16 protein-coding genes are annotated in these 24,006 nt (G+C 33.2%); 7 read left to right on the top strand and 9 right to left on the bottom strand.

The features are described from left to right. Positions 1-126: 126 nt before the first annotated feature. The 7 genes from QE431_RS14580 to QE431_RS14550 all read right to left on the bottom strand — a co-directional run bounded on the left by QE431_RS14580 (position 127) and on the right by QE431_RS14550 (position 12,624). Positions 127-2,877 (bottom strand): aminopeptidase, encoded by a 2,751-nt coding sequence (locus QE431_RS14580; protein WP_307297162.1) that lies wholly within the window; start codon positions 2,875-2,877, stop codon positions 127-129. Positions 2,878-3,179: 302 nt separating this feature from the next. Next, positions 3,180-3,908: a TIGR00730 family Rossman fold protein gene (locus QE431_RS14575; protein WP_057116425.1), complete on the bottom strand. Its 729-nt coding sequence runs from the start codon at positions 3,906-3,908 to the stop codon at positions 3,180-3,182. Positions 3,909-4,512: 604 nt separating this feature from the next. Continuing rightward, positions 4,513-7,344: an excinuclease ABC subunit UvrA gene (gene uvrA, locus QE431_RS14570; protein WP_307297157.1), complete on the bottom strand. Its 2,832-nt coding sequence runs from the start codon at positions 7,342-7,344 to the stop codon at positions 4,513-4,515. 101 nt (positions 7,345-7,445) lie between these two features. Beyond that, on the bottom strand, positions 7,446-8,399 hold the full coding sequence (locus QE431_RS14565) for a Fic family protein (RefSeq protein WP_281866126.1): 954 nt from the start codon (positions 8,397-8,399) through the stop codon (positions 7,446-7,448). Between the two features lie 63 nt (positions 8,400-8,462). Beyond that, a complete protein-coding gene (locus tag QE431_RS14560) occupies positions 8,463-10,247 on the bottom strand; it encodes a chloride channel protein (RefSeq protein ID WP_057116421.1) in 1,785 nt (594 codons plus the stop codon). A 73-nt stretch (positions 10,248-10,320) separates the two neighbouring features. Beyond that, positions 10,321-12,006, bottom strand: coding sequence for a gamma-glutamyltransferase (gene ggt / locus QE431_RS14555; RefSeq protein WP_307297153.1), 1,686 nt, complete (start codon positions 12,004-12,006; stop codon positions 10,321-10,323). Between the two features lie 33 nt (positions 12,007-12,039). After that, a complete protein-coding gene (locus tag QE431_RS14550; RefSeq protein ID WP_307297150.1) occupies positions 12,040-12,624 on the bottom strand; it encodes an acyl carrier protein phosphodiesterase in 585 nt (194 codons plus the stop codon). Positions 12,625-12,827: 203 nt separating this feature from the next. Between QE431_RS14550 and glmM the strand changes: the two genes are divergently transcribed. After that, positions 12,828-14,216, top strand: a complete 1,389-nt coding sequence (gene glmM / locus QE431_RS14545; RefSeq protein ID WP_307297148.1) for a phosphoglucosamine mutase — start codon at positions 12,828-12,830, stop codon at positions 14,214-14,216. A gap of 1,084 nt (positions 14,217-15,300) precedes the next feature. Here the strand turns inward: glmM and QE431_RS14540 are convergent. Next, positions 15,301-16,785: a glycosyl hydrolase gene (locus QE431_RS14540; protein ID WP_307297147.1), complete on the bottom strand. Its 1,485-nt coding sequence runs from the start codon at positions 16,783-16,785 to the stop codon at positions 15,301-15,303. A 190-nt stretch (positions 16,786-16,975) separates the two neighbouring features. Beyond that, positions 16,976-17,848, bottom strand: coding sequence for a lysophospholipid acyltransferase family protein (locus tag QE431_RS14535; RefSeq protein ID WP_057116416.1), 873 nt, complete (start codon positions 17,846-17,848; stop codon positions 16,976-16,978). 112 nt (positions 17,849-17,960) lie between these two features. Between QE431_RS14535 and QE431_RS14530 the strand changes: the two genes are divergently transcribed. The 6 genes from QE431_RS14530 (at position 17,961) to QE431_RS14505 (ending at position 24,004) form a co-directional block, all read left to right on the top strand. Continuing rightward, entirely contained in the window at positions 17,961-18,599 is a 639-nt protein-coding gene (locus QE431_RS14530) for a rhomboid family intramembrane serine protease (protein ID WP_134140193.1), read from the top strand. 51 nt (positions 18,600-18,650) lie between these two features. Then, positions 18,651-19,340: an SIMPL domain-containing protein gene (locus QE431_RS14525; protein ID WP_307297145.1), complete on the top strand. Its 690-nt coding sequence runs from the start codon at positions 18,651-18,653 to the stop codon at positions 19,338-19,340. 106 nt (positions 19,341-19,446) lie between these two features. Next, positions 19,447-20,016 carry a Crp/Fnr family transcriptional regulator gene (locus tag QE431_RS14520; protein ID WP_307297143.1) on the top strand — a complete coding sequence of 190 codons (570 nt, stop codon included), beginning with the start codon at positions 19,447-19,449 and terminating at the stop codon, positions 20,014-20,016. A gap of 84 nt (positions 20,017-20,100) precedes the next feature. After that, complete coding sequence (locus QE431_RS14515) at positions 20,101-20,490, top strand: RidA family protein (protein WP_307297141.1); 390 nt, start codon at positions 20,101-20,103, stop codon at positions 20,488-20,490. Between the two features lie 653 nt (positions 20,491-21,143). Next, positions 21,144-22,061, top strand: a complete 918-nt coding sequence (locus tag QE431_RS14510) for a type IX secretion system membrane protein PorP/SprF (protein WP_307297139.1) — start codon at positions 21,144-21,146, stop codon at positions 22,059-22,061. An 11-nt stretch (positions 22,062-22,072) separates the two neighbouring features. Then, on the top strand, positions 22,073-24,004 hold the full coding sequence (locus QE431_RS14505; protein WP_307297137.1) for an OmpA family protein: 1,932 nt from the start codon (positions 22,073-22,075) through the stop codon (positions 24,002-24,004). Positions 24,005-24,006: the final 2 nt, after the last annotated feature.

Raw genomic sequence — 24,006 nt, 5'->3', positions numbered from 1 at the left:
TTTAAAATAAATATAATTTAATTATTTGTATTTAAAATCAAAAAACTACGTACTTTTTTTGTGTTATTTCTATTTAATATTTATTATTGTTGATAATTTCGCAAGTTTTGTTTAAAATTTATTCGATTAAAACCATTTTCGGGTAAAAAGTGTGACTAAAGTTTTTGGCGAAAAAGTGATAATAAATCGTATTTTTTCATTGTATTTTGTTTGTGCTATTTCCCATCCGTTATTAGAATAAACAGGAAAATAGAGTTCAAAGTAGTCTGGAACTAGATTTAAACGCACACCAGTATCATAAGCAAAGAACTCTTTTTGGTGTTTATTTTTAAGGAAACCAATGTCGCCATAAAGTTCAATCCAATTCCAAACGGCATAACTAGTATTCAAAGTGGTCATCCATTGATTGGCGAACGCAGGTTCTAATTGTGATTTAAAACCCCCTTCTGCAATTACATACTGCTGACTAAAAAAACCGCTGGTTTCAGATCTTCCAAAAAGATTGTAATCAAACAAATAATCAGTCGGTCGGTCTAAACCAAAACTAAAATAATCTGAATTTGTTTTATTATACAAGAAACTTCCAGCGTACAATCTTAAGTTTAGTTTACGATTGTTCTCAAATAATCTTCGGTATTCAACTTCTCCTGATACTTTTCCAAATCCACCCGAAAATTGCAAATCGGTCATAAAACTAAAATGGTCAATCAGTTCAGTTTTGGTGTTTGAGTAACGTGCATTAAAAACAGAATAATTGGGCTCAGAGTTATCCGTAATAAATTCACTCGCTTCTCGCTTTACAATAATCTGGCGAAATAAAAATTGTTGTTTTCTATTGTCTCTAAAATCTTTTTCACGAATGCGGAACAACACCATCGGATTCAATCTCAAATAAGTAGCGTCTGGTGCGTAATGAAAATAATTTTGACTAATGGAATAACGCACATTGTATAAAGTGGAGTTTCTGTAATATTGATTCCAAGAAAAAGCAGACGAACCAGATATCGTTCCTGCTTTAAGGGAATAAGCTGGATTAATATCAAAATTAAAAGGTTTGTCTAAAATCGTCTTATTGCTAAAGCGGATTCCAGGCGTAAAACCATCATAATAATTATAAGTCAGCGTCGGAAGATATAAGATCTGATTGTAAAAAGGATCTTCTAAATCTTTGGCGAAGTTAAATTTAATTGGGCGATTGGTTACTGCAATATGTTTTAGCGATTTCCAATTATTTCTTTGGTTGTATTCTGGAACTTCATTATCGTAGTTTAAAACAATTTTATCAGCATTCTTTCTGTCGAATTCATAAACAGAATCCTTTGTTTTAGGTTCGATCCATTCTTTAAAAACAACTTCCTTTTTTTTAATTCCGTAAACGGGAATCGGAGCGTAAAATCCAGTTTTGTTTTTAATTGAAAATTTAACGCTGTCTGCAGTTCTAGAAACATTAGAGAATTTATAATCGATAATGTCTCGAGAATCAATAATCGTATTAAAGAACCAATCTAAATTTTTGGGACTTTTTTTGGTTAATATTTTTTCAAAATCGTAGCGGTTTGTTTGTTGTTGTTTGTTGAGATTGTAAAATTCCTTTACACTTTCTGGAACAATATTATGATTCAGATAATCATCTAAATAACTCAAACTTAATCCAGCTCGATATTTACTGGCAATTTGTTCGTTGAATTTGATTAAAGTATTCTTGGGATCTCCCAGAGGCTGATCTAAATTTTTACGAGCCATTAACATGTAATAATAGCTGTATTGCTCATTAAAAGTTAAGTTGGTGATGTTGTAACTTTTAAAAAGCTTCATGTTCGAAAGTCTTCCCAGCATTTTTTGATCCATATGATTCTCTTCCATATATTTCATCATGGCATAAATCTGAATTCCATCATAAACCCAGTTGTCTTTTCGCGGATCCAAACGAAGACTGTTTTGGAGATAAGTATTTAAAAATGTCTTTAAAAACTGAATTTCAAATATAAAATCATCTGAAAACGGACTAATAAAAGAAGGAAGCTGATTTAATCCATAAAACGGATTTCGATCGTAATCTATTTGAGAAACTGTTATTTTTTCATGCGGATATTTACCAATAAAGTTTTCAGCAAAAGAAGCAACCCGATCAATAATTATAGCTTTTTGAATTTCATCGATCTTCTTGCTTTTCAAATTAGTTGCAATTTCTATTGATTCATTCGCATAAGTTCGAAATCCGTTTTGCTTTTCTATAAAAAGACTAAAGTCGGTTCTGTCTTTACCAGAGAAGGAATAAATACTGTAATCGCTATTGCTTACATCTTTAGAAACCGAATTAAGGTCTGTTGTAATAGAATATTGATTCGGGATTTTAATAGCAATTTCGTAACTAGTTACTGCGTTGGCAATATCATCTAGATTGAAATTGTTGTACTTTATAAAATTATGATCTTCAAAACGCGCAGGACTTATAAACCAATTTTTCAAAGCCATTCCGCCATTTTGGTCAAAACCAAAACGAGTAAATTTGTCGTTTGGAATTTTTGAAATGTAAGTAAGATGTAAATCTATTTTTTCTCCAGGCGCCAATTTCCTGTTTAATTTTACCGTAATATAATCTGGATTTTTACCGTCTCTTTCCCATTCAAGAGCTATAAAATTGGGATCCAAAAGGTTTAGAATTGTAGTTTTTCCCCTGTCAGCAGCTTTGGCCAAATGAAAACCTCTATAAAATTCATCAGAAAATCGTTTTGCCAGAGGTGTGTTTTTATCAGCAAAAGCATTATTCCAGTCGTTTAAAACAATCGAGACTAAAGAATCATTCGAAGTATTGTAATACGTAATATCTTGTTTTACATTCAGTGTTTTCAGTTCAAGATTTACCGCCACCTCCATCTTAGACAGATGTTGTGCATGAAGTTTTATCGAACTGAATAAAACTAAAATAGAGCAGATAATTTTAAAAAAGAATTTCAAGAATGGCGCAAAATTTATGAGTTATATACTTAAGTTACGTATATAAAGTTACTTCGGATTTTTGTAAAAATAGCATAAAAAAAGCTGTTTAAAAAAACAGCTTTCAATTTTTACGTATTTGAAGTAAAATTTAACCATATAAGTTATATAAGTTCATATAAAAGTATTGTTTTAGGCTTTGCGCTTAAACGCTTATATCACTTATCTGTATAGCTTTAAATTTAGAAATTCGGACTTAAATCGTATTTCTTGTAGAATTTATCTAATACGTCAACAACTTCATCTTCAGTATCTACGATCTTAAATAAGTTTAAATCTTCTGGGCTTACTGTATGCATTTTTTCAACCAATACCGTTTTTACCCATTCGATTAAGCCAGACCAAAATTCAACCCCAACCAAAATAATTGGGAATTTTCCAATTTTCTTAGTTTGAATCAAAGTGATCGCTTCAAACATTTCGTCCAAAGTTCCAAAACCACCTGGCATAACCACAAAACCTTGCGAATATTTAACGAACATTACTTTTCTCACAAAGAAATAATCGAAATTCAAGTTTTTATCATGATCGATATACGGATTAAAATGTTGCTCAAAAGGAAGTTCGATATTCAACCCAACCGAAGTTCCACCACCCAAATGAGCGCCTTTATTTCCAGCTTCCATAATTCCGGGACCACCTCCTGTAATCACACCGTAACCTGCTTTACTAATTTTGTAGGCAATTTTTTCAGCCAGTAAATAATATTTGTCATCTGGTTTGGTTCTCGCAGATCCAAAAATCGAAACACAAGGACCAATACGCCCCATTGCTTCGTAACCATTTACAAACTCAGACATAATTTTAAAAATTGCCCAGCTGTCATTGGTTCTAATTTCATTCCACGTTTTTTGTTTCAAACGATCCTGAATTACTTTATCTTCATCATTATCAAAATCTTCTAATCTCATTTTAGGTATTTTAATTTATTATTTTATTATGTTTTTCCTCATTGTCATCATGAACTCAGACGATGACTAAGGAGCTGATTCCTGCTGTCCGCTATATTCCCGATAAACAAAAACTACGGCTAAAAAGCCTTGTTTTTCTAAATCGGGAGATGCCGCTCCCATCAGGGCTAGGGCAGTTGGTTTCAAATAAACAATTGGTTTTATTTAAAGATCTCTCTTTAAAACTTTGAATTTTTCAGAAAAAGCGGATACTAAATTAACGCTTTTTTCTAGAATTGTTATAAAAAACAGGAATTATAATCTAAAAGTAATATTATAATAATGCTGGAATTGTGCTTTTTCTTTCATTATCAAATGATTATCTAAACAAATTAGGAATTTGTTTTAAGTTCTAAACAACTTTCCTACTTATTTAATTTAGAAATGTGACACATTGATATGTATCCACTAAAAAAGCATTCTCATTTTTGTCATTCCGATCCCTAGGCTTCGGGAGAGGAATCTCCGCAAGCCTGGGGATCGGATGATAATGATTATGGAGATTCCGAAGGATTCCAATTTTGTATGGACGCTTTTTAATCCGTCCATTTTCCAAATAAATAAATTACTCTAGTTCTTTCTTCAAAAACTTAGCGGTATAACTTTTTTTATTTTCGGCTACTTGCTCAGGAGTTCCTTTTGCAACAAGCTGTCCGCCGCCTTTTCCGCCTTCAGGACCAATATCTATGATATAATCTGCAAGTTTGATCACGTCCATGTTATGTTCGATTACCAAAATTGTATTTCCTTTGTCAACCAATTTATTGATTACTTCCATTAAGACACGAATGTCTTCGAAATGCAATCCAGTTGTAGGTTCGTCAAGAATATAAAATGTATTTCCAGTATCTTTTTTAGATAATTCTCCAGCCAGTTTAATTCGCTGCGCTTCTCCTCCGGAAAGAGTTGTACTTTGCTGACCAAGAGTAATATAACCTAAACCAACATCTTGGATAGTTTTAATTTTACGGTGTATCTTCGGAATATTTTCAAAAAACGGAACCGCTTCATCAACCGTCATGTCCAAAACATCAGAAATTGATTTTCCTTTATATCTAATTTCTAAAGTTTCTCTGTTAAAACGTTTTCCTTGACAAGTTTCGCATTCTACGTAAACATCTGGCAGAAAGTTCATTTCGATTGTTCTTACACCAGAACCTTCGCATGTTTCGCAGCGTCCGCCTTTTACGTTAAAGCTGAAACGCCCCGCTTTGTAACCACGAATCATGCTTTCAGAAGTCATTGTAAACAGATTTCTAATTTCTGTAAAAACTTCGGTATAAGTCGCTGGATTTGAACGCGGTGTTCTTCCAATCGGACTTTGATCTATATCAATTACTTTGTCAATATGTTCTAAACCTTCAATCTTTTTATAAGGCTGTGGTTTTTTTACGCCATTAAAATAATACGCATTTAAAATCGGGTAGAGCGTCTCGTTAATTAAAGTCGATTTACCACTTCCAGAAACTCCAGTTACGCAGGTTAATTGTCCCAAAGGTATTTCAATAGAAACATTTTTCAGGTTATTTCCTGTTGCGCCGGTTAGTTTTAAGAATTTACCATTTCCTTTTCTACGCTTTTTCGGAATCTCTAATTTCATTTTACCATTCAAATATTGAGCAGTAATGGTATTTGATTTTAAAGTTTCTGCCGGAGTTCCAATACTGATGATTTCTCCGCCGTATTTCCCTGCTTTTGGACCAATATCAATAACGTAATCAGCTGTTTCGATCATGTCTTTATCGTGTTCTACCACAATAACCGAGTTTCCGATATCACGTAACTGCTCCAAAGATTTAATCAGTTTTTCGTTGTCTCTTTGATGTAAACCAATACTTGGTTCATCCAGAATATAGAGAACTCCAACCAATTGCGAACCAATTTGTGTTGCCAAACGAATACGCTGTGCTTCACCACCAGAAAGCGATTTTGAGCTTCGGCTTAAAGCCAGATAATTCAAACCAACATTCATCAAAAAGTTCAAACGATCTTTTATCTCTTTTACCACTTCAGAAGCAATCAAAAGCTGTTTGTCTGATAAATGATTATTCAAATCCTGAAACCAGGCAGTCAAATCAGATATATCCATATCACACAATTCGGTGATATTTTTTTCATTCACTCTAAAAAACTGTGCTTCTTTTTTCAAACGAGAACCATCACAAACGGGACAGTTAATTTCGTCCATAAAATCTTTTGCCCAGCGTTTTATGCTTGTTGTGGCACTTTCATCGTATTGATTTTTGATGAAATTAGAAATTCCTTCAAAATCAATTTTATATTCTCTCGTTACGCCAAGATCTTTTGAGTTTACGGCAAATTTATCTTTTCCGCCATACAAAATCATGGTCATGGCTTCTTCTGGAATTTTCTCGATTGGATCGGTGATTTTAAATCCGAATTTTTCTCCAATGGTTTCTAACTGCTTGAAAATCCAAGAAGATTTATATTCGCCAAGAGGCGCAAAACCACCGCTTTTTATCGATAATTTCGGATTCGGAATAATCTTTTTTACATTGATTTCATGAACTGTACCCAATCCATTACAATGCGGACAAGCTCCTTTTGGAGAGTTGAATGAAAATAAATTTGGCTCTGGATTTTGATAAGATATTCCTGTTGTCGGACACATTAAATTTCTACTGAAATAGCGCACTTCATTACTGTCCTGATCTAAAATCATCAAAACATTTTCACCATGATGCATTGCTGTATTAATGCTTTCAGCCAATCTTTTCTGATTGTCTGGTGTATCTTCAATCTGCATTCTATCTACAACAATTTCAATGTCATGTGTTTTGTAACGATCTAGTTTCATTCCAGAAACCAAATCCTGAACTTCACCATTTACGCGGACTTTTAAAAATCCTTGTTTGGTAATCTGCTGGAATAATTCTGCATAATGTCCTTTTCTGGCTTTAATTACGGGAGCGAGAATATTAATTCTTTTTCCTTTGTAATCCTGAATAATCAAATCTTTAATTTGTTCATCAGAATACGAAACCATTTTTTCGCCAGTGTTGTAACTGTAAGCGTCTGCACCACGTGCGTATAGAAGTCGCAGGAAATCATAAATTTCAGTGATAGTTCCAACAGTCGAGCGTGGGCTTTTGCTGGTAGTTTTTTGTTCAATAGCAATTACAGGCGAAAGTCCGTCGATTTTATCTACATCAGGACGTTCCAACCCGCCGAGGAATTGTCTGGCATATGCCGAAAAAGTTTCAACATAACGACGCTGACCTTCAGCATAGATAGTGTCAAACGCCAAAGACGATTTTCCAGAACCAGATAAACCAGTAATTACAACTAGTTTTTCTCTCGGAATAGAGATATCGATATTTTTTAGATTATGAACTCTTGCACCAAGAACTTCAATAGTATTGTCTTTTTCTAACATAAATTTGAGCAAAACGCAAAGTTACCACTTTGATTTGTTCTTTTTGCACTAGACTATAGAAGTTTATGTTAAAAATTGTAACAAAATTAAGCTAGTAGCAACTAGCGTTTTCTTTTTCTTGTTGCCATATATTCTTCGATAGCTTCCTTGGTTGTATACCAATTTCGACCTTCTTTATAAGCGTCTATTTTTCCTGTTCTGGCCAACAAACTTACATATTCCTGACCATATGGTGTGTCGGGTTCGCTAACGATATTTTGTATGGATTGGTAGTCGTAACTACTTCCTGGCATAGCACTTAAATAAATATTGAGTGTTCGCTCAAGTGCTTGACACATTAAAAGTGTTAGTTTTTGATAATTACCGTTATTAGCTTGATTAAGTGCTTCATAGTATTTCTTGCGATCATTTTTTAAAATGATTGCAGGAGGAAAACCAGAGCGCATCAATAATAAATTCATGGTTAAGCGAACTGTGCGTCCGTTCCCGTCAAAAAAAGGATGAATCCAGACTAGTTTATGATGATAGATTGTTGCGAGTTCAATATCATTTAAACCAAGAGGATTTGTATTGATAAAATCAATTAATTCGTCCAAATAATCGGAAACTTTATTGGCATTTGGAGGCATAAAATTAGCTCCCGAAATTCGAACGCCTCCATTACGAATTCGCCCTGCAAAATCATCTTCGATAGAACGTAAAACTAAACCATGAATAGAAAGTATATCAATGCTTCTAAGTTTGTAATTGTCATCAACAATAGAGTAAAGATAATCGATAGCTTTATCGTGATTATGGGTTTCAAAATGCTCGCGAAGTGATTTTCCTTTAATTGTGATTCCTTCTTGAATAACCATCTGGGTTTCGCGCAAACTCATTGTATTTCCTTCAATACTATTAGAATTGTACGTCCATTCTATAGATAAACTTTCTCTAATTTTATGCAAAGCAATATTTGGCAATGGTCTGCTGGTTTGCAGTTCCTGCCTTTTTTGGTACAATCGATCAAAGGTTGACTGAAATTCTGTTCTGTATGTTAGATCTATATTCCACATTCGACGACAAATTTACTTCTTAATATCGGATAAATAAAATTTTTAACTTATCCGATATTAAGCTTATTCAATCGTCATAGAACGAAGTTTTGTTCTATAAGCTTCAAGTGCTATTGATTTGGAAATGAAGCCGTGATATTTGCCGTTTCTTAAAACAGGAAGAAATGCCGATTTCGATTTTTCAAATTTACTCATCACGATTTCCATACTGTCAAATGAAGAAATTGTAGCAGCTGGCGTTTTCATTACATCTTTAATCTGGGTATATTTTACGCGGTAAGCATTGAAAATAATTTCTCTAATATCATTAAAATGTACAACGCCGACTAAATCTTTATCATTGTTAACAACTGCGAAAACAACTTGGTTAGAATGTGAAATAAGATCGACCAATTTACTTAAATTTTCATCGGGATGAACGGTTAAATAATCACATTGAATGATGGTGTCGATATCTAAAGTTGAAAGAATATTAGAGTCTTTATTACTGGTAAAGGCGTGACCTTTTTTCGCTAATCCTTTTACGTCAAGCGAATATTTTTCGTAACGTTTAGAAATCGCAAAACTGATGGAAGATACTATCATAAGCGGAATCATTAATCCGTAACCTCCTGTTATTTCTGCAATCAAGAAAATAGCGGTCAAAGGAGCATGAAATAAACCACTCAAAATTCCAGCCATTCCGACCATCGTGAAATTGGTAATAGGAAGTTTTGATAAACCAATAAGTGTTATAAATTTAGAAAAGAAATAGCCTAAATAAGAACCTAAAAATAGAGAAGGAGCAAAGTTTCCTCCATTTCCACCACTTCCAATAGTTAATCCTGAAGCAAAAACTTTAACCATCATTGTGGCTCCCACAAAAAGAAGTAAAACCCATTGGTTGTTTCTAAAATCTGCAAACAAAGTATTGTCTAATAGTTTTCCAGGATCTGTTTCAGACAAAGTTTTGATACTTTCATATCCTTCACCAAACAACGTTGGAAAAATAAAAATTAATAAAGCTAAAAGCGATGAACCAATTAACGCTTTTTTGTATGGATTAATCTGCTGCTTGGAAAAATAATGCTCAACTCTCTGAAAATTTCGAGAATAATAAATAGCAACTAATCCCGTAAGAACACCTAAAACAACGTAAAAAGGAATATTATGAAAATCGAACGTTTCTTGCTTTTTAAAACTCAAAAGAATCGTTTCGTCTAAAACAATTGCGGAAACCAATGCACCTGTTGCAGCAGAAATCATAATGGGTGTAAAGGCAGAAATACTAACATCTACCAGTAAAACTTCAATAGCAAAAAGAACTCCAGCAATTGGAGCATTAAAAGCAGCTGAAATTCCAGCCGCAACGCCACAGCCAATTAATAAAGTTCTGTCTTTGTACGGCAGTTTGTAATTTTGAGCGAAATTTGAACCAAATGCAGCTCCAGTAATCACAATCGGACTTTCTAAACCTGCAGAACCTCCCAAACCTACGGTTAAGGAACTAGTAACTATTTGAGCATACATCTGCTTTCTAGGAATAATGCTGGCTTTTTTTGCAACAGCATAAAGTATCTGTGAAGTCCCTTTTTGTATAGATCCGTTAAGTACTTTTTTTACCACAAAAACCGTCAGTAAAATACCAACAATTGGCAGAATACTATTAATGAAACTTAGTTTTAAAATTCCGTTGATGTAAGTGGCAAAAGAAAATACGCTGTGAGCAAAAGTTTTTAAAACGATTACTGCTAAAGAGCATGAAATCCCAATTAAAACACTTGATAAAAAAATAAACTGCTTTGGAGTCATTAACGATTGCGCCAAAGCAATTATGCTTTCGAGTCTTCTGAAATATTTTTTTAGCATTAGGTTTTAAAAATTATCGTTCTTACAAAATTAGGCTATAATCTTAGATTAAAAAAATAAAAAGGCAGAACTATTAAAAACCAACGGCAGTATCATCTCCACGAAAATCAGCTCCGCCTTCAAGACTTTTATTTGGAAGAACTAAAATTGCATCCACTTTTCCGATGATAGGAGTTGGTTTTTCGTTGATTAGATAATTTTTAGCTTTAAGCTTGTCAATTGTTTTTGTTTCGAAGGTACTAGGTTCAAAAGTAATTAAATCGGGAAGCCACTGATGATGGAAACGTGGTGCATTTACAGCTTCCTGCATACTCAAATTATATTCGTAAACATTTAAAATGGTTTGTAAAACAGACGTAATAATGGTTGAACCTCCAGGAGTTCCTACAACCATAAATAATTTTCCGTCTTTCTCTACAATTGTCGGTGTCATTGAACTTAACATGCGTTTTTGCGGTGCAATGCTGTTGGCTTCATTTCCAACTAAGCCAAACATATTAGGAGAACCCGGTTTAGCGCTGAAATCGTCCATTTCATTGTTTAAGAAGAAGCCTAATTCATCACAATAGTATTTTGAACCGTAACCATCATTTAAAGTTGTAGTAGCAGCAATTGCATTTCCGAATTGGTCTACAATAGAATAATGTGTGGTTTCGGTACTTTCGGCGTAATTTACTTTTCCTTCTTTTATTTCAGAAGATAGAGTGGCTTTTTCTGGATTGAAATTAGCCATTCTATTCTGTAAATAATTTTTATCTAATAATTCTTTAATCGGAATTTTTACAAAATCTGGATCTCCTAAAAAGAAACTGCGGTCGGCATATGCTCTTCTTTCAGCTTCTACAATAACCTGAATAGATTCAGCTGTATTATGTCCCATTTTTGCTAAATCGTATGGCTCCAGCATTTTTAAAATTTGTGCCAGACAGATTCCTCCGCTGCTAGGAGGTGACATCGAAGTAATTTTTAAATCTTTATAAGTAAATTGAAGTGGTTTTCTCCATTTGGCTTCATATTTCGCTAAATCCTGCAGGGTAATAATACCGCCTTTTTTTTGAAGATAATCTACAAGAATTTTAGCCGTTTCGCCTTTGTAGAATTCATTTCTTCCTTTTTTCTGAATTCTTTTTAAAGTTTTAGCTAAAGCTGGATATTTAATAGTATCATTCTCTTTAAAATTTCCTGACAAAAGAGAAGTTTCGCCGTTTATTTTTACAATACTTTCGTGATAATCTTTTAAACTTTTTTCTTGTTTTTTGGTCACTACAACTCCTCTTTCTGCAAGAGCAATTACAGGTTCTAGAATTTTAGAAATTGGCATTGTTCCGTACTTTTTATGTACAGCAAAAACTCCGGCAATAGTTCCAGGAACACCAATAGCAAGAGCTGTTTCGGTGCTTTTTCCTTTTATAACATTTCCTTGGCTGTCCAGAAACATATCTTTTGTTGCTGCCAAAGGTGCTTTTTCGCGGTAATCTAAAGAACCAACTTCTCCATTTGCTTTTCTATACACCATAAATCCGCCGCCACCAATATTTCCAGCAAAAGGGAACGCGACTGCAAGCGCTAATTCGGTTCCTACCATGGCATCAAAAGCATTGCCGCCTTTTTTCATAATATCGGAACCAATTTTAGAGGCTTCTTCGCGTGCAGAAACGACCATTGCTTTTGTGACAACTAATCCCGTTGGTGCTGTATTTACCTGCTGTGCATTGCTGCTAATATAAATAAGGGCTATTAAAAGCGTAATTTTTTTCATGTGTGTAATCATTTTGTAAATGAGAAAAAGCAGTTAAAGAGAAATCAATTTTGCTTTTGCTTGTATTTTTATTTCTTCAAAAAATGAAGTAAATTCTTCTTCAAATTCGTCGTAAAATTCATTAAGTTCTTCTATCGCATACTGCATTTTAGAAATGTTTTTGGATCTTCGATCCATCTGTGTTAGAATCTGGTGAATCCCCTCTGTAGTTCTGTAACTTAAAAGCCAGTTTCTTTCGATCATATAAGGCATTAGTCCTTGTGTTTTTTCGGTCAGAATACTATAATTATCATGTAAAGAGTTATAGAATCGATTAATAAAACTTTCTAATTTTTCTTCCGAATAATTACTCCAGTTTTTGGCTAGAAAATGATCGTAAACGATATCTACAATTACTCCCGAATAGTGGTGATATCTGTCGTGCAAACGTTTGGTGCTTTTTCTGAAAATATCGTGAGAATCGGTATAAGTGTCAATAAATCGATGCAGTAAAATTCCTTTTTTTACATCTTCGGGAAAATGCTCAAATTGTTTCCCGCGAATTCCATCGGCCATAAAATTTCCAATTTTGATTAAATCATTTTCTCCAGAAAGATATATGTGGGCTAAGAAATTCATTTTTTTGAGTTGCTAAGATTCTTAGAGGCTAAGTTTCTAAGTTATTTTAGTAAATGTATAAAAACTTTTTTAAATCATTTTGTTATAAAATTGTGTTCTTTCAAAGCAAAACCGTACTGCAATTTCAAATTCTTAGAAATTTACTGCGGGAGTAACTCAGTAACTTTTCTATATTTGTAATAAAATAACCCTAACTCACAAAAATGACTCTAATAAAATCTATTTCTGGAATCCGTGGGACGATCGGAGGAAAAGTAGGAGATAATTTAACTCCTGTTGATGCGGTAAAATTTGCGTCGGCATACGGAACTTTCTTAAAAAATAATATTTCTAAAGATAAATTGACAGTTGTAATTGGTCGCGATGCCAGAATTTCTGGGCCAATGATTCACAACTTAGTAGTAAATACTCTAATTGGTTTAGGGATCAATGTAATCGATCTTGGACTTTCAACAACCCCAACGGTTGAAGTTGCCGTTCCTTTGGAAAAAGCCGATGGCGGAATTATTTTAACGGCGTCGCATAATCCAAAACAATGGAATGCTTTAAAATTATTAAATGCAAAAGGCGAATTTTTAAGCGGTGCAGATGGTGCAAAAATCCTTGAGATTGCTGAAGCTGAGGCTTTTGATTTTTCGGATGTGGATAGTTTAGGTGAAATTACACCAAACGATGCTTACATGGATATTCATATTGATGAAGTTTTAAACTTACCATTGGTAGATATCGAAGCGGTAAAAGAAGCTAAATTTAAAGTGGTTGTAGATGGTGTAAATTCTTCTGGTGGCATTATTATTCCAAAACTTCTTAAGCAAATGGGAGTTGAAGTGGTAGAATTATACTGTGAACCAAATGGACATTTCCCTCACAATCCAGAGCCTCTAAAAGAGCATTTAACTGATATTTCTGAATTGGTTGTAAAAGAAAATGCACATTTAGGAATTGTTGTCGATCCAGATGTTGACCGTTTGGCTTTTATCAGCGAAGATGGCGAAATGTTTGGGGAAGAATATACTTTGGTTGCCTGTGCAGATTATGTATTGAGTAAAACGCCAGGAAACACAGTTTCAAACATGTCGTCTTCTCGCGCATTGCGTGATGTAACTGCAAATCATAACGGAAGTTACGAAGCAAGTGCAGTAGGAGAGGTAAATGTTGTTGAATTGATGAAGAAAAACAATGCTGTAATTGGCGGTGAAGGTAACGGCGGAATTATTTATCCTGAATTACATTACGGACGTGACAGCTTGGTGGGAGTTGCTTTGTTCTTAACGCATTTGGCTAAGAAAAAAATGTCGGTTTCTGCATTGAGAGCTTCTTATCCAGAATATTATATGAGCAAAAATAAAATTGAATTAACGCCACAGATTGATGTTGATGCCATTTTAACTCAAATGACAGAGAAATATAAAAACGAAGATATTTCAACAATTGATGGTGTGAAAATTGATTTTGCAACAGAATGGGTTCATTTAAGAAAATCAAATACAGAACCAATTATCCGTATTTATACAGAAGCACCTTCTCAAGATGCTGCAGATAAACTGGCTCTTCGTATTATTGATGAGATTAAAGTAATAGCTGGAATCTAAAATTTTAGTTTTTTTATATATTCAAAGGGTTGTCTTAAGTAAAGACAGCCCTTTTTTTTAAATCAAACGTTCCTACGGAACGTGAAATCTGTTGCTATTATAATTTTTCTACCGACGAAATGTTCCTACGGAACAAATATTTTTACAATGTTCACTCAACTTTTTAGTTTTTATATTTACAGTTATCATTCCGTAGGAATGTTTCGTCGGTAGAAAAAAAAATAGCACATGCATGTAGACGTTCCGTAGGAACGTTTGAGATTAGATTGTTAAAAATGCGGTCAAAAATCAAACGTTCCTACGGAACGTGAAATCTGGTGACGTTATATTTTTTTTCTACCGATGAAATGTTCCTACGGAACAAATATTTTTACAATGTTCACTCAACTTTTTAGTTTTTATATTTACAGTTATCATTCCGTAGGAATGTTTCGTCGGTAGAAAAAAAATAGCACATACATGTAGACGTTCCGTAGGAACGTTTGAGATTAGATTATTAAAAATGCGGTCAAAAATCAAACGTTCCTACGGAACGTGAAATTTGGTGACGTTATATTTTTTTTCTACCGATGAAATGTTCCTACGGAACAAATATTTTTACAATGTTCACTCAACTTTTTACTTTTTATATTTACGGTTATCATTCCGTAGGAATGTTTCGTAGGTAGAAAAAAAAATAGCACATGCATGTAGACGTTCCGTAGGAACGTTTGAGATTAGATGTTAAAAATGCGGTCAAAAATCAAACGTTCCTACGGAACGTAAAATCTGATACTATTATTTTTTCTACCGACGAAATGTTCCTACGGAACAATATTTACAGCATTTTTACTCAATTTTTTTAGTTTTATTTACGGTCATCATTCCGTAGGAATGTTTCGTCGGTAGAAAAAAAATAGCACATACATGTAGACGTTCCGTAGGAACGTTTGATATTAGATTGTTAAAAAGGAGGTCAAAAATTCAGACGTTTCTACGGAACGTGAAATCTGGTACTATTATAATTTTTTCTACCGATGAAATGTTCCTACGGAACAAATATTTATAGACGATTTTAATTTCTAAAAATTGAAGAATTAATATCTTAGTTTTTAATAATCTTAATTGATTTTTCAATTTTACCATAAACAGCATTTACAATATAAACCCCTTTTGGTAATTTGTCACCAATTTTTACTTCTTGATTGGTAAAATAAGAGTCTGAAGAAAAAATGGTATTTCCATTCATATCAACAATTTTTAATTTTAATGACTCAGTTTCTGCAGATTTGATATGAAGAATAGACTGATTTTTTATTGGATTTGGATAAACTGTAAAACTGTTTTTTTCCAGTTCAGATTCTCCAACACCAAGATTAGCGGCAATAACATCAATATAATTAAAATTGATATCGTTTGATTTGAATTTTATTTTCAAGTAAACTTCACCTTTTGGTAATGCAACTCCGTTTACAACTTTGTCTCCATAAGTCTGCCAGTCGCCAGTTGGCGGAAATGTTTCGTCTGTTTTAACAATTACATCATTTATAAGTATATCAAATTTTCCAGTGTTAACGGGTGATGCAACTCTAAAAGTCAAATTATATGTTCCAGCATCAGGAACATTTAGCATAAATTCGTTCCAGTCTCCATCATTGATAAAACAAACATTTTGCCCCGTGTTAGAGTCTAACGTGGCTTGTAAGCCGGTTCCTTTTCTTCTATAGTGTTTGTTTGCTACAACACGGCCTGGAACAGTTATTTTTTTTGTTGTATAAGGGACATTGATATATTCAGTTCCAATTGGTCGTAGAACACCGCTTGTGCCACTTAATAATTGTCCTTCTAACATATCTGTCCAAGTAGGATTTACTCTTCCGGTGTACCATGAGTAACGGAAAATGTCGGGATCATTTTCAAAATTGGTTAAAATAGTTTTCATAAAAGCTGTTTTATCAGCAGCACTTTGAATAACTCTATTGGCAAATTCAGTAATCCAAAGCGGACGATTGAATTTCTTTAAAAGTCCGGTAACACCAATGACAGAACCTGCAGTATCATCATACGTGTGAAAAGCAATATAATCGACTTTGCAGTTTGGACATAATTGAAAAAACTGATTGTGCCAAACAACAGGATCTTGATAACCGCCATAATTGTTTGGACCGTTATAAGCTGGAGATGCGCTTACAATTTCAAGGTTTTTTGCAGCAGCAATTTTTTCAATATTTGGCCAAGCATTAACAGCTTCTTGTGGTGTTAATCTTGCGCCGTCGGTGAAATTTGGTTCGTTAAAAGCGAGAAGATATTTCGCTCCTGGTTTTATTTTATTGATGAAAGTCTGAACTTCTGCATCGCTGATTTTTCCCCATGCCATTGGGACAAATTCAACTCCAAGTGATTCATAATTTGCGTTTAAAGCCGCATCAGGTTCTGGCGACCAATTGTACCACCAAGAAAGACCAGGTTTTAAGGCCAGCATATCTGCTTCTGAATGATATCCGTAAGCAATGCCTCGTTTGGGACTTTGAGCAGAAATGCTGAGATTGAGAAACAGTAATAAAACTGTAAATAGTAATTTTTTGATCATGGTTAATGATTTTTTTGTTTTTTTGATAATTAGAGAAGATCAAATTTATATCGTTTCCCTTTTTAATCAATCTAAAAAAATCATTACAAAAACACATCAAAATACTTATAGAATGCGTTTTATGAAATTCGAAGGTAGTATTAAAGGAAAAATCCGAAAAGCAAATGCTGCATTTCGGATTTTTAAATTTTTATTTAACTCGATGTTTCCATCTTTTATGTGTCCATAAATAAAATTCTGGTGTTTCAAGAATTTGCTTTTCGACTTCCTTTAAATACATTTCTGTAATTTCAAAATCTTCAAAATCTTTCGGATTATCAGCAAGAGAAAGAAAAGTTGCTTCATAATATCCTCTTCTCACTTTTTTTACCTTTACCATTATAACCGCAAGATCATATTTTTTAGCCAGCATTTCAGCGCCTGTGTGTACAGGAACTTCTACTCCCATAAATTTCATTGAATGGAAAATTCTATCTAATTTAGGAGATTGATCACTTGCCAAACCATACATGCTTAGAACCCCATTACGCTGGTTTTGTGCCATTGTCGGAATTGCTTTTCTGGTTTCAATCATTTCGGTATTGTATTTCGAACGAATTTTTCGAACCAATTTATCAAAATACGGATTGGCCAATTTTTTATAAACAGCAATTCCTTGAAATCCAAGTTTTGGATTAATCGTTAAAAGCCATTCATAACTTGCATAATGCGATGCAACAAGAATTACACTTTTTCCTTTTTTAGCATAATCTAAAACGAGATCAATATTGGTTACATGAAATCTCTTTTCCATTTCTTCTGGAGAAATACTCATGGTTTTTATCATTTCTAAAAACATATCGCACATATGTTTATAGAATTTCTTCTCGATATCTTTTCTTTCAGCTTCACTTAAATGTGGTAAAGTAAGCGCTAGGTTCTCGCGAACAACTTTTTTACGATATCCTATAACTCTGTACACTAGAAAATATACAAAATCTGAGAATAAGTAAAATAATCGAAAAGGAAGTATAGAGATTAGCCAAAGCAAAGGATAGGCTAGAATATAAACGAGAAACTGCATGTAATTTTTTTTTACAAAGATAAATCAAAAATGATTAATGATTGATATTTTGCTTTCTTACGCACTTATGTTTTAGAATGATTATCTTTACAATTCACAATAATTATAATTTATGAATATCATTTTAGCAGGGATTATCGTTGCCAACGCTGTTATTAGTTACAAAGGTTTTAATGATCTTTCTTTTTTTAGAAAATACGAATTTCATGTAGGAAGTATTCGTTCGGGCGAACAAATTAGAATGCTGTCTTCTGGATTTCTGCATGTAGATATGATGCATTTAATATTTAATATGCTGACACTTTACTTTTTTGCACCAGTTGTTATAGGCTGGCTTAGTACCTTCTCTTTTATTCTTATTTATTTCGGAAGTTTAATTTTCGGAAATCTTCTTACCATGTTATTCCATAAAAATGATTACAGTTATCGCGCTGTTGGTGCTTCGGGAGCTGTAACAGGAGTTTTGTATTCTGCTATATTGCTGCAGCCTGACATGATGCTGGGAATATTTTTTATAATTCCGATGCCCGCATATATTTTTGGAATCTTATATTTATTGTATTCTATTTACGGAATGCGCGCCAAAAATGATAACATTGGACATACGGCACACTTTGGAGGCGCTATAGGCGGTTATTTGATTACTTTGATCAAACAGCCTTCTTTATTTACAGATCAAACCCTAATGGTAATCCTGCTTGCCATTCCGATTTTGATACTTTTTGCAATGGCAAAATTGGGAAAATTATAATGCTGGCATAACTTTTGAAAAGCTTTTACTAAATATTAAAATTTAACAAAAATGAAAAAACTAGTATTATTTTTAACAATCATGTTTATGACTATGTCTTACGGCCAAGAAATCAAACAAATACCTCTAATCAACGTGAATGGAGAAGGAAAAGTAAAAGTAGCGCCTGATCAGGTTTGTATTTCAGCTTCGGTTGAAACAAAAGGGAATAATGCTAAGGACGTTAAAAAACAAAATGACGAAAAGATGGATGCTGTTTTAAAATTCATCAAAAAAATGAATATCCCAACGGCAGATTTTAAAACAAAACAAGTTGCTCTTAATCCGCAGTATGATTATGAGAAAAAGAAAACTTCTTATAACGCAGCTCAGACTGTAGAGATTATTGTAAAAGATTTGTCTAAATATGACGAATTAATGGAAGGTTTGGTACAGCAGGGAATCAATCGTATTGACAGAGTTTCTTTTGAGTCATCTAAATTAGCACAATACCAATCTGAAGCTAGAAAATTAGCGATGAAAGATGCTAAAGTGAAAGCAGAAGAATATGTTTCTGTTTTAGGACAAAAAGTAGGCAAAGCTTTTACAATTTCAGATAACTCTCAGATTTACACTCCGAGACCAATGTATGCAGCAATGAAATCAATGGAGATGGATGCAGCTGGAGCTTCAAACGAAACTTTGGCAATTGGCGAAATCGAAATTACTGCAAATGTAAGTGTGAGTTTTGTTTTAGACTAAACGATATAAAAATCCAATTTTTAAAATCCAAATTCCAATTTAATTGGGATTTGGATTTTTTTGTTTTAAAAAGCTTTCATTTATATTTATACAAAAAGTACCTTTTATGAATAATCCAGAGCAATTTTTAAAAGCGCATATTGAGAAAGTAGTTCCTTTAACAGATGATGAAGCTGCTTTTATTATATCTCATTTTGAGTTAAAAACTTTTCAAAAAGGCCAATTTATTATAGAAGAAGGAAATGAAGTTTCAGATGTAAATTTTGTAATTTCTGGATTAGTCAAATTAGTTTATGAAGATAGAGATGCCAAGAAACATATCGTTTCTTTTGCAATGGAAGACTGGTGGGAAACCGACTTTCAGGCTTTTTATACTAAAAGTAAAGCAACACTATCATTAGAATGTATTGAAGATACAATTGTATATAGCCTTTCTTTGCAAAACTTCGAAAAACTTTGTTCGGAAATACAGAAAATGGAGCGTTTTTTTCTCCGAAAATCTATTGCAGGTCATATTGGATCACAAACAAGAATATTGTCATTTCTAACTTCAAATGCACGCGAAAGATACGAACAGTTACTGCTCAAAAATCCAGCTTTGCTGCAGCGTGTTCCTAAAAGCTCTTTGGCCTCTTATATTGGTGTTTCGCGCGAGACGCTGAGCCGTTTATTTTAATAATTCAAAATTGTGATGTTTATCACGCCCTGGAAAACAAAGCCTTTCTGATTTTTGCATCTAATTAATTTAAAAATATAAAAGATGGAAAAACGAACAATAAATCCTTGGAAATGGCAGGGCGCCAGAAGCTATGTTCAAGCTGTAGAAGTGAGTAACGTAAAAGGAACTTTGTATGTTTCTGGTCAAACGGCTATTGATGATAATGGCGTTTCTAGTGATGCTGATATGCGTACTCAATTGATACAAGCAATCGAAAATTTAGAAAAAGTAATTAAAGAAGCTGATTACGAATTAACAAATATTGTTAGACTTAATATCTATACAACAGAAAGTACTTCGTTATTTGAAAATTTCGATGTTTTACAAAACTGGATTCAGAATAACGAAATAAAACAATCGAGTACAGTTCTGGAAGTAAAAACTCTTTTTGAAACTTTAAAAGTCGAACTTGAGGCAACTGTAGTAAAGTAGATTTTTAATTTATTTCTAATTATAATATACAATGAAGCCCTAATAAATATTAGGGCTTTTTTTGGAAATTTTTATTGGATACTATAATGGTTATTTATATAAGTTTTTTATTAATAATGAAAAATTAAAAATTTGATTGCTAGTGTTTTAAAATTTTATTACTTTTACAAAACTTTAATTAAATAGGATTGTCTTATAAGTATTATTTCAATTAATTAGTTCAAAAAATCCTTATTTAATTTATTCAAGCCATTCAAATCTAATAAGTTTTATAGAGACCTATAATTTTTTTCATGCCGTCTCTTTGTACATGTCTTCTTAAAAGCATGTAATTTCTTTTATCATTTATTGTAACCTCTAATTCACTCTTTTTAAACTTATAGCGGTTTGTCTAAAGTGTTTTACTTATCTGCCTCAGATTTCTGTCTTTAGTTTTTATTTCTATTATAAATAAATTGTTTGATAATCCTAATAATTGAACTTATGAAGAATAAATTACTCTCTTTACTTTTATTTTCAGGCTATTATGCCAATCGCATTGCAAATCACTTTGTATACTTTGCTAGTATTCGGTACGGCAATTTTTCCACTTAAATTATTTAAGACTTACTTCCAGGTAATAGAAAAAAAATAGTAATAATAAATATTCTATTATGAAAACAACATTATTTTCTTTCATTTTGATGTTTACAGCAATTGCAAATTACGCTCAGCAAGATGCGCAGTACACGCAGTATATGTACAACACAATCAATATCAATCCTGCTTATGCCGGATCGCGGGGAGCTTTGAGTATTTTTGGATTATATCGTACCCAATGGGTGGGTCTTGATGGTGCTCCGGAAACAAGCAGTTTCTCTATTAATACCCCAATTAACAATAGCAAGTTAGGGGTAGGTTTATCAGTAGTAAATGATAAAATTGGACCTACTAATGAGAATAACTTTTCGGTAGACTTGTCTTATACTGTTCAAACTTCGGCAGAATTCAAACTCTCTTTTGGAATAAAAGGAACAGCCAATTTGTTTAATCTCGATATTAATAAATTGAATCCAGAAGATCAAGGCGATCCGCAGTTTCAGAACTTAGACAATAAATTTTCACCAAATGTTGGGGCAGGAATCTATTGGCATTCTGATAAAGCCTATATCGGATTATCTGTTCCTAATTTCATAGAAACCAATCGTTATGATGATAATGATGTTGCCATCTATAAGGATAAAATTAATTATTACTTAATGGGAGGCTATGTCTTTAATCTAGACAAATATCAGGACATTAAATTTAAGCCAGCAGTATTGGGTAAAATGGTGCAAGGTGCTCCATTGCAAGTAGATATTTCGGCTAATTTTATGTTCATTGATAAATTTGTGGTAGGTGTGGCCTACAGATGGAGTGCTGCGCTTAGTGCTATGGCAGGTTTTCAGATAACCGACGGTTTGTATATTGGTTATGGCTATGATCGTGAAACTACTCGTCTGAACAACTATAACTCAGGCTCACATGAAATATTCCTGCGTTATGAATTTTTCAAAAATAATAATAGAATGACAACTCCTCGATTCTTCTAAAAATATTTATTATGAAAAAAGTTATACTCATTTGTACAATAATAAGTGTTTTTTTTCAAGGTTATGCTCAAGAGAAAAAAGTAGCCTTGGGAGATAAAAACTATAATAGTTATGCCTATATCGATGCGATTAAGACTTATGAGCGCGTAGCAGATAAAGGATACAAATCTGAAGATATGTTTAAAAAGCTGGGGAATTCCTACTACTTCAATTCTAATTTTGAAGGAGCTGCTAAATGGTACGGAGAACTTTTTGCTATGAACCCTTCTCCTGAAGCTGAGTATTATTACAGGTATGCACAATCATTAAAATCAGTAGGTCAGATCGAAAAAGCAAATAAAATGCTGGCAGAATTCAGCGCTAAGTTTAATAATGACAGCAGAGGAAAATTATACAAAGAAGACAGTAATTATCTTAACCAAATCAAAAACAATTCAGGGCGTTATAAAATTGAAGATGCAGGAATAAATACCAAATATTCTGATTATGGCTCGTTTGTGTATAATAATAAAATATACTTTGCATCTGCAAGAGATACGGGTAATTTCTCGCAGCGTAAGCATCAATGGACAGGAGAATATTTCACTAATTTATATTTTGCAGCTATTGACCCAGCAACCAATGCAAGTTCTAAAGTCAATAAATTTAAAACCTCTTTAAATACCAAATTTCATGAATCTTCCCCAGCTTTTACCAAAGATGGAAAAACGGTTTATTTCACAAGAAATAATTTTATAAATGGTAAAAAAGGTAAAGATGAAAATAAAATTACTTTAGTAAAAATATACAAAGCTACTCTCGAAAATGATAAATGGACAAATATAACAGAACTTCCTTTCAACAGTGACAATTACAGTACAGCACATCCAGCTCTAAGCGATGATGAGAAAACGCTTTACTTCGCATCAGACAGGCCGGGAACACTTGGTCAGTCGGATATTTATAAAGTAAGTATCAATCCTAACGGCGGATATGGGCCAGCTGAAAATCTGGGAAATACCATAAATACAGAAGGCAAGGAAACTTATCCATACGTTACAAGCGAAAATGAAATCTATTTTGCGTCGGATGGTCATCCTGGACTAGGCGGATTAGATGTTTTTGTGGGGAAAATTGAAGATGATGGAAGTATAAGCAATATTCAAAATGTAGGTGCTGATATTAATTCTCCCAAAGATGATTTTGCTTATATCATTGATCCAGTTTCGAGAAGAGGATATTTCAGCTCGAATAAAGATGGCGGACAAGGCTCTGATGATATTTATAAATTTCTTGAAACCCGAAAACTACAATGTATTCAAGGATTAGAAGGTACAATAACTGATGCTGTAACCGGCAGTATTCTTTCTGGTGCAAAAGTAACATTATATGAGGATCAGATCGTTAAGAGTACCATAGTTTCTGATGGTTCAGGAAATTATTCTTTTCCTGTAGAATGCGGTAAAACGTATAATGTAAGAGCAGAAAATACAGATTATACGACTAAAGAAGTAATGGTGACTATTGATAGAGTAACAGGAAAAACCACCCTGCCAATTGCTTTGGATAAAGCCACTTGTAAGGTTACCGTTGGCGATGATTTAGGAAAATGTTTTGATATTAAAATGATTTATTTCAAATTGGACAAATCAGATATTCAAAGGGAAGCAGCGCTAGATCTAGAGAAGATTTTGGATGTTTTAAATAATAATCCAACAATGAAACTCGATATTCGTTCACACACCGACAGCAGAGCCAGCAATAAATACAATCAGGCTTTATCTAATAGAAGAGCCGAATCAACTATAAAATGGCTGATTAAAAATGGTATTAATGCCAATAGATTAACTGGAAAAGGGTATGGCGAAACCCAGTTAGTAAATGGATGTACTGATGGAGTAAAATGTTCAGAAGAACAGCATCAAGCCAACAGAAGAAGCGAATTTATTATTTCACAATTATAATA

The organism is Flavobacterium sp. SORGH_AS_0622, from assembly GCF_030818825.1.
In the GTDB taxonomy this organism is placed as follows: domain Bacteria; phylum Bacteroidota; class Bacteroidia; order Flavobacteriales; family Flavobacteriaceae; genus Flavobacterium.
The sequence above is the reverse complement of the archived record's forward strand: the minus strand, read 5'-3'. Positions and strand labels throughout refer to the sequence as shown.

Excerpts from the sequence above, each read along its gene's own strand:
- QE431_RS14565 (WP_281866126.1), bottom strand. The coding sequence starts at position 8,399 with ATGTGGAATATAGATCTAACATACAGAACAGAATTTCAGTCAACCTTT.
- glmM (WP_307297148.1), top strand. The coding sequence starts at position 12,828 with ATGACTCTAATAAAATCTATTTCTGGAATCCGTGGGACGATCGGAGGA.
- QE431_RS14580 (WP_307297162.1), bottom strand. The coding sequence starts at position 2,877 with ATGGAGGTGGCGGTAAATCTTGAACTGAAAACACTGAATGTAAAACAA.
- QE431_RS14540 (WP_307297147.1), bottom strand. The coding sequence starts at position 16,785 with ATGATCAAAAAATTACTATTTACAGTTTTATTACTGTTTCTCAATCTC.
- ggt (WP_307297153.1), bottom strand. The coding sequence starts at position 12,006 with ATGAAAAAAATTACGCTTTTAATAGCCCTTATTTATATTAGCAGCAAT.
- QE431_RS14520 (WP_307297143.1), top strand. The coding sequence starts at position 19,447 with ATGAATAATCCAGAGCAATTTTTAAAAGCGCATATTGAGAAAGTAGTT.
- QE431_RS14535 (WP_057116416.1), bottom strand. The coding sequence starts at position 17,848 with ATGCAGTTTCTCGTTTATATTCTAGCCTATCCTTTGCTTTGGCTAATC.
- QE431_RS14575 (WP_057116425.1), bottom strand. The coding sequence starts at position 3,908 with ATGAGATTAGAAGATTTTGATAATGATGAAGATAAAGTAATTCAGGAT.
- QE431_RS14525 (WP_307297145.1), top strand. The coding sequence starts at position 18,651 with ATGAAAAAACTAGTATTATTTTTAACAATCATGTTTATGACTATGTCT.
- uvrA (WP_307297157.1), bottom strand. The coding sequence starts at position 7,344 with ATGTTAGAAAAAGACAATACTATTGAAGTTCTTGGTGCAAGAGTTCAT.
- QE431_RS14530 (WP_134140193.1), top strand. The coding sequence starts at position 17,961 with ATGAATATCATTTTAGCAGGGATTATCGTTGCCAACGCTGTTATTAGT.
- QE431_RS14515 (WP_307297141.1), top strand. The coding sequence starts at position 20,101 with ATGGAAAAACGAACAATAAATCCTTGGAAATGGCAGGGCGCCAGAAGC.
- QE431_RS14505 (WP_307297137.1), top strand. The coding sequence starts at position 22,073 with ATGAAAAAAGTTATACTCATTTGTACAATAATAAGTGTTTTTTTTCAA.
- QE431_RS14550 (WP_307297150.1), bottom strand. The coding sequence starts at position 12,624 with ATGAATTTCTTAGCCCACATATATCTTTCTGGAGAAAATGATTTAATC.
- QE431_RS14560 (WP_057116421.1), bottom strand. The coding sequence starts at position 10,247 with ATGCTAAAAAAATATTTCAGAAGACTCGAAAGCATAATTGCTTTGGCG.
- QE431_RS14510 (WP_307297139.1), top strand. The coding sequence starts at position 21,144 with ATGAAAACAACATTATTTTCTTTCATTTTGATGTTTACAGCAATTGCA.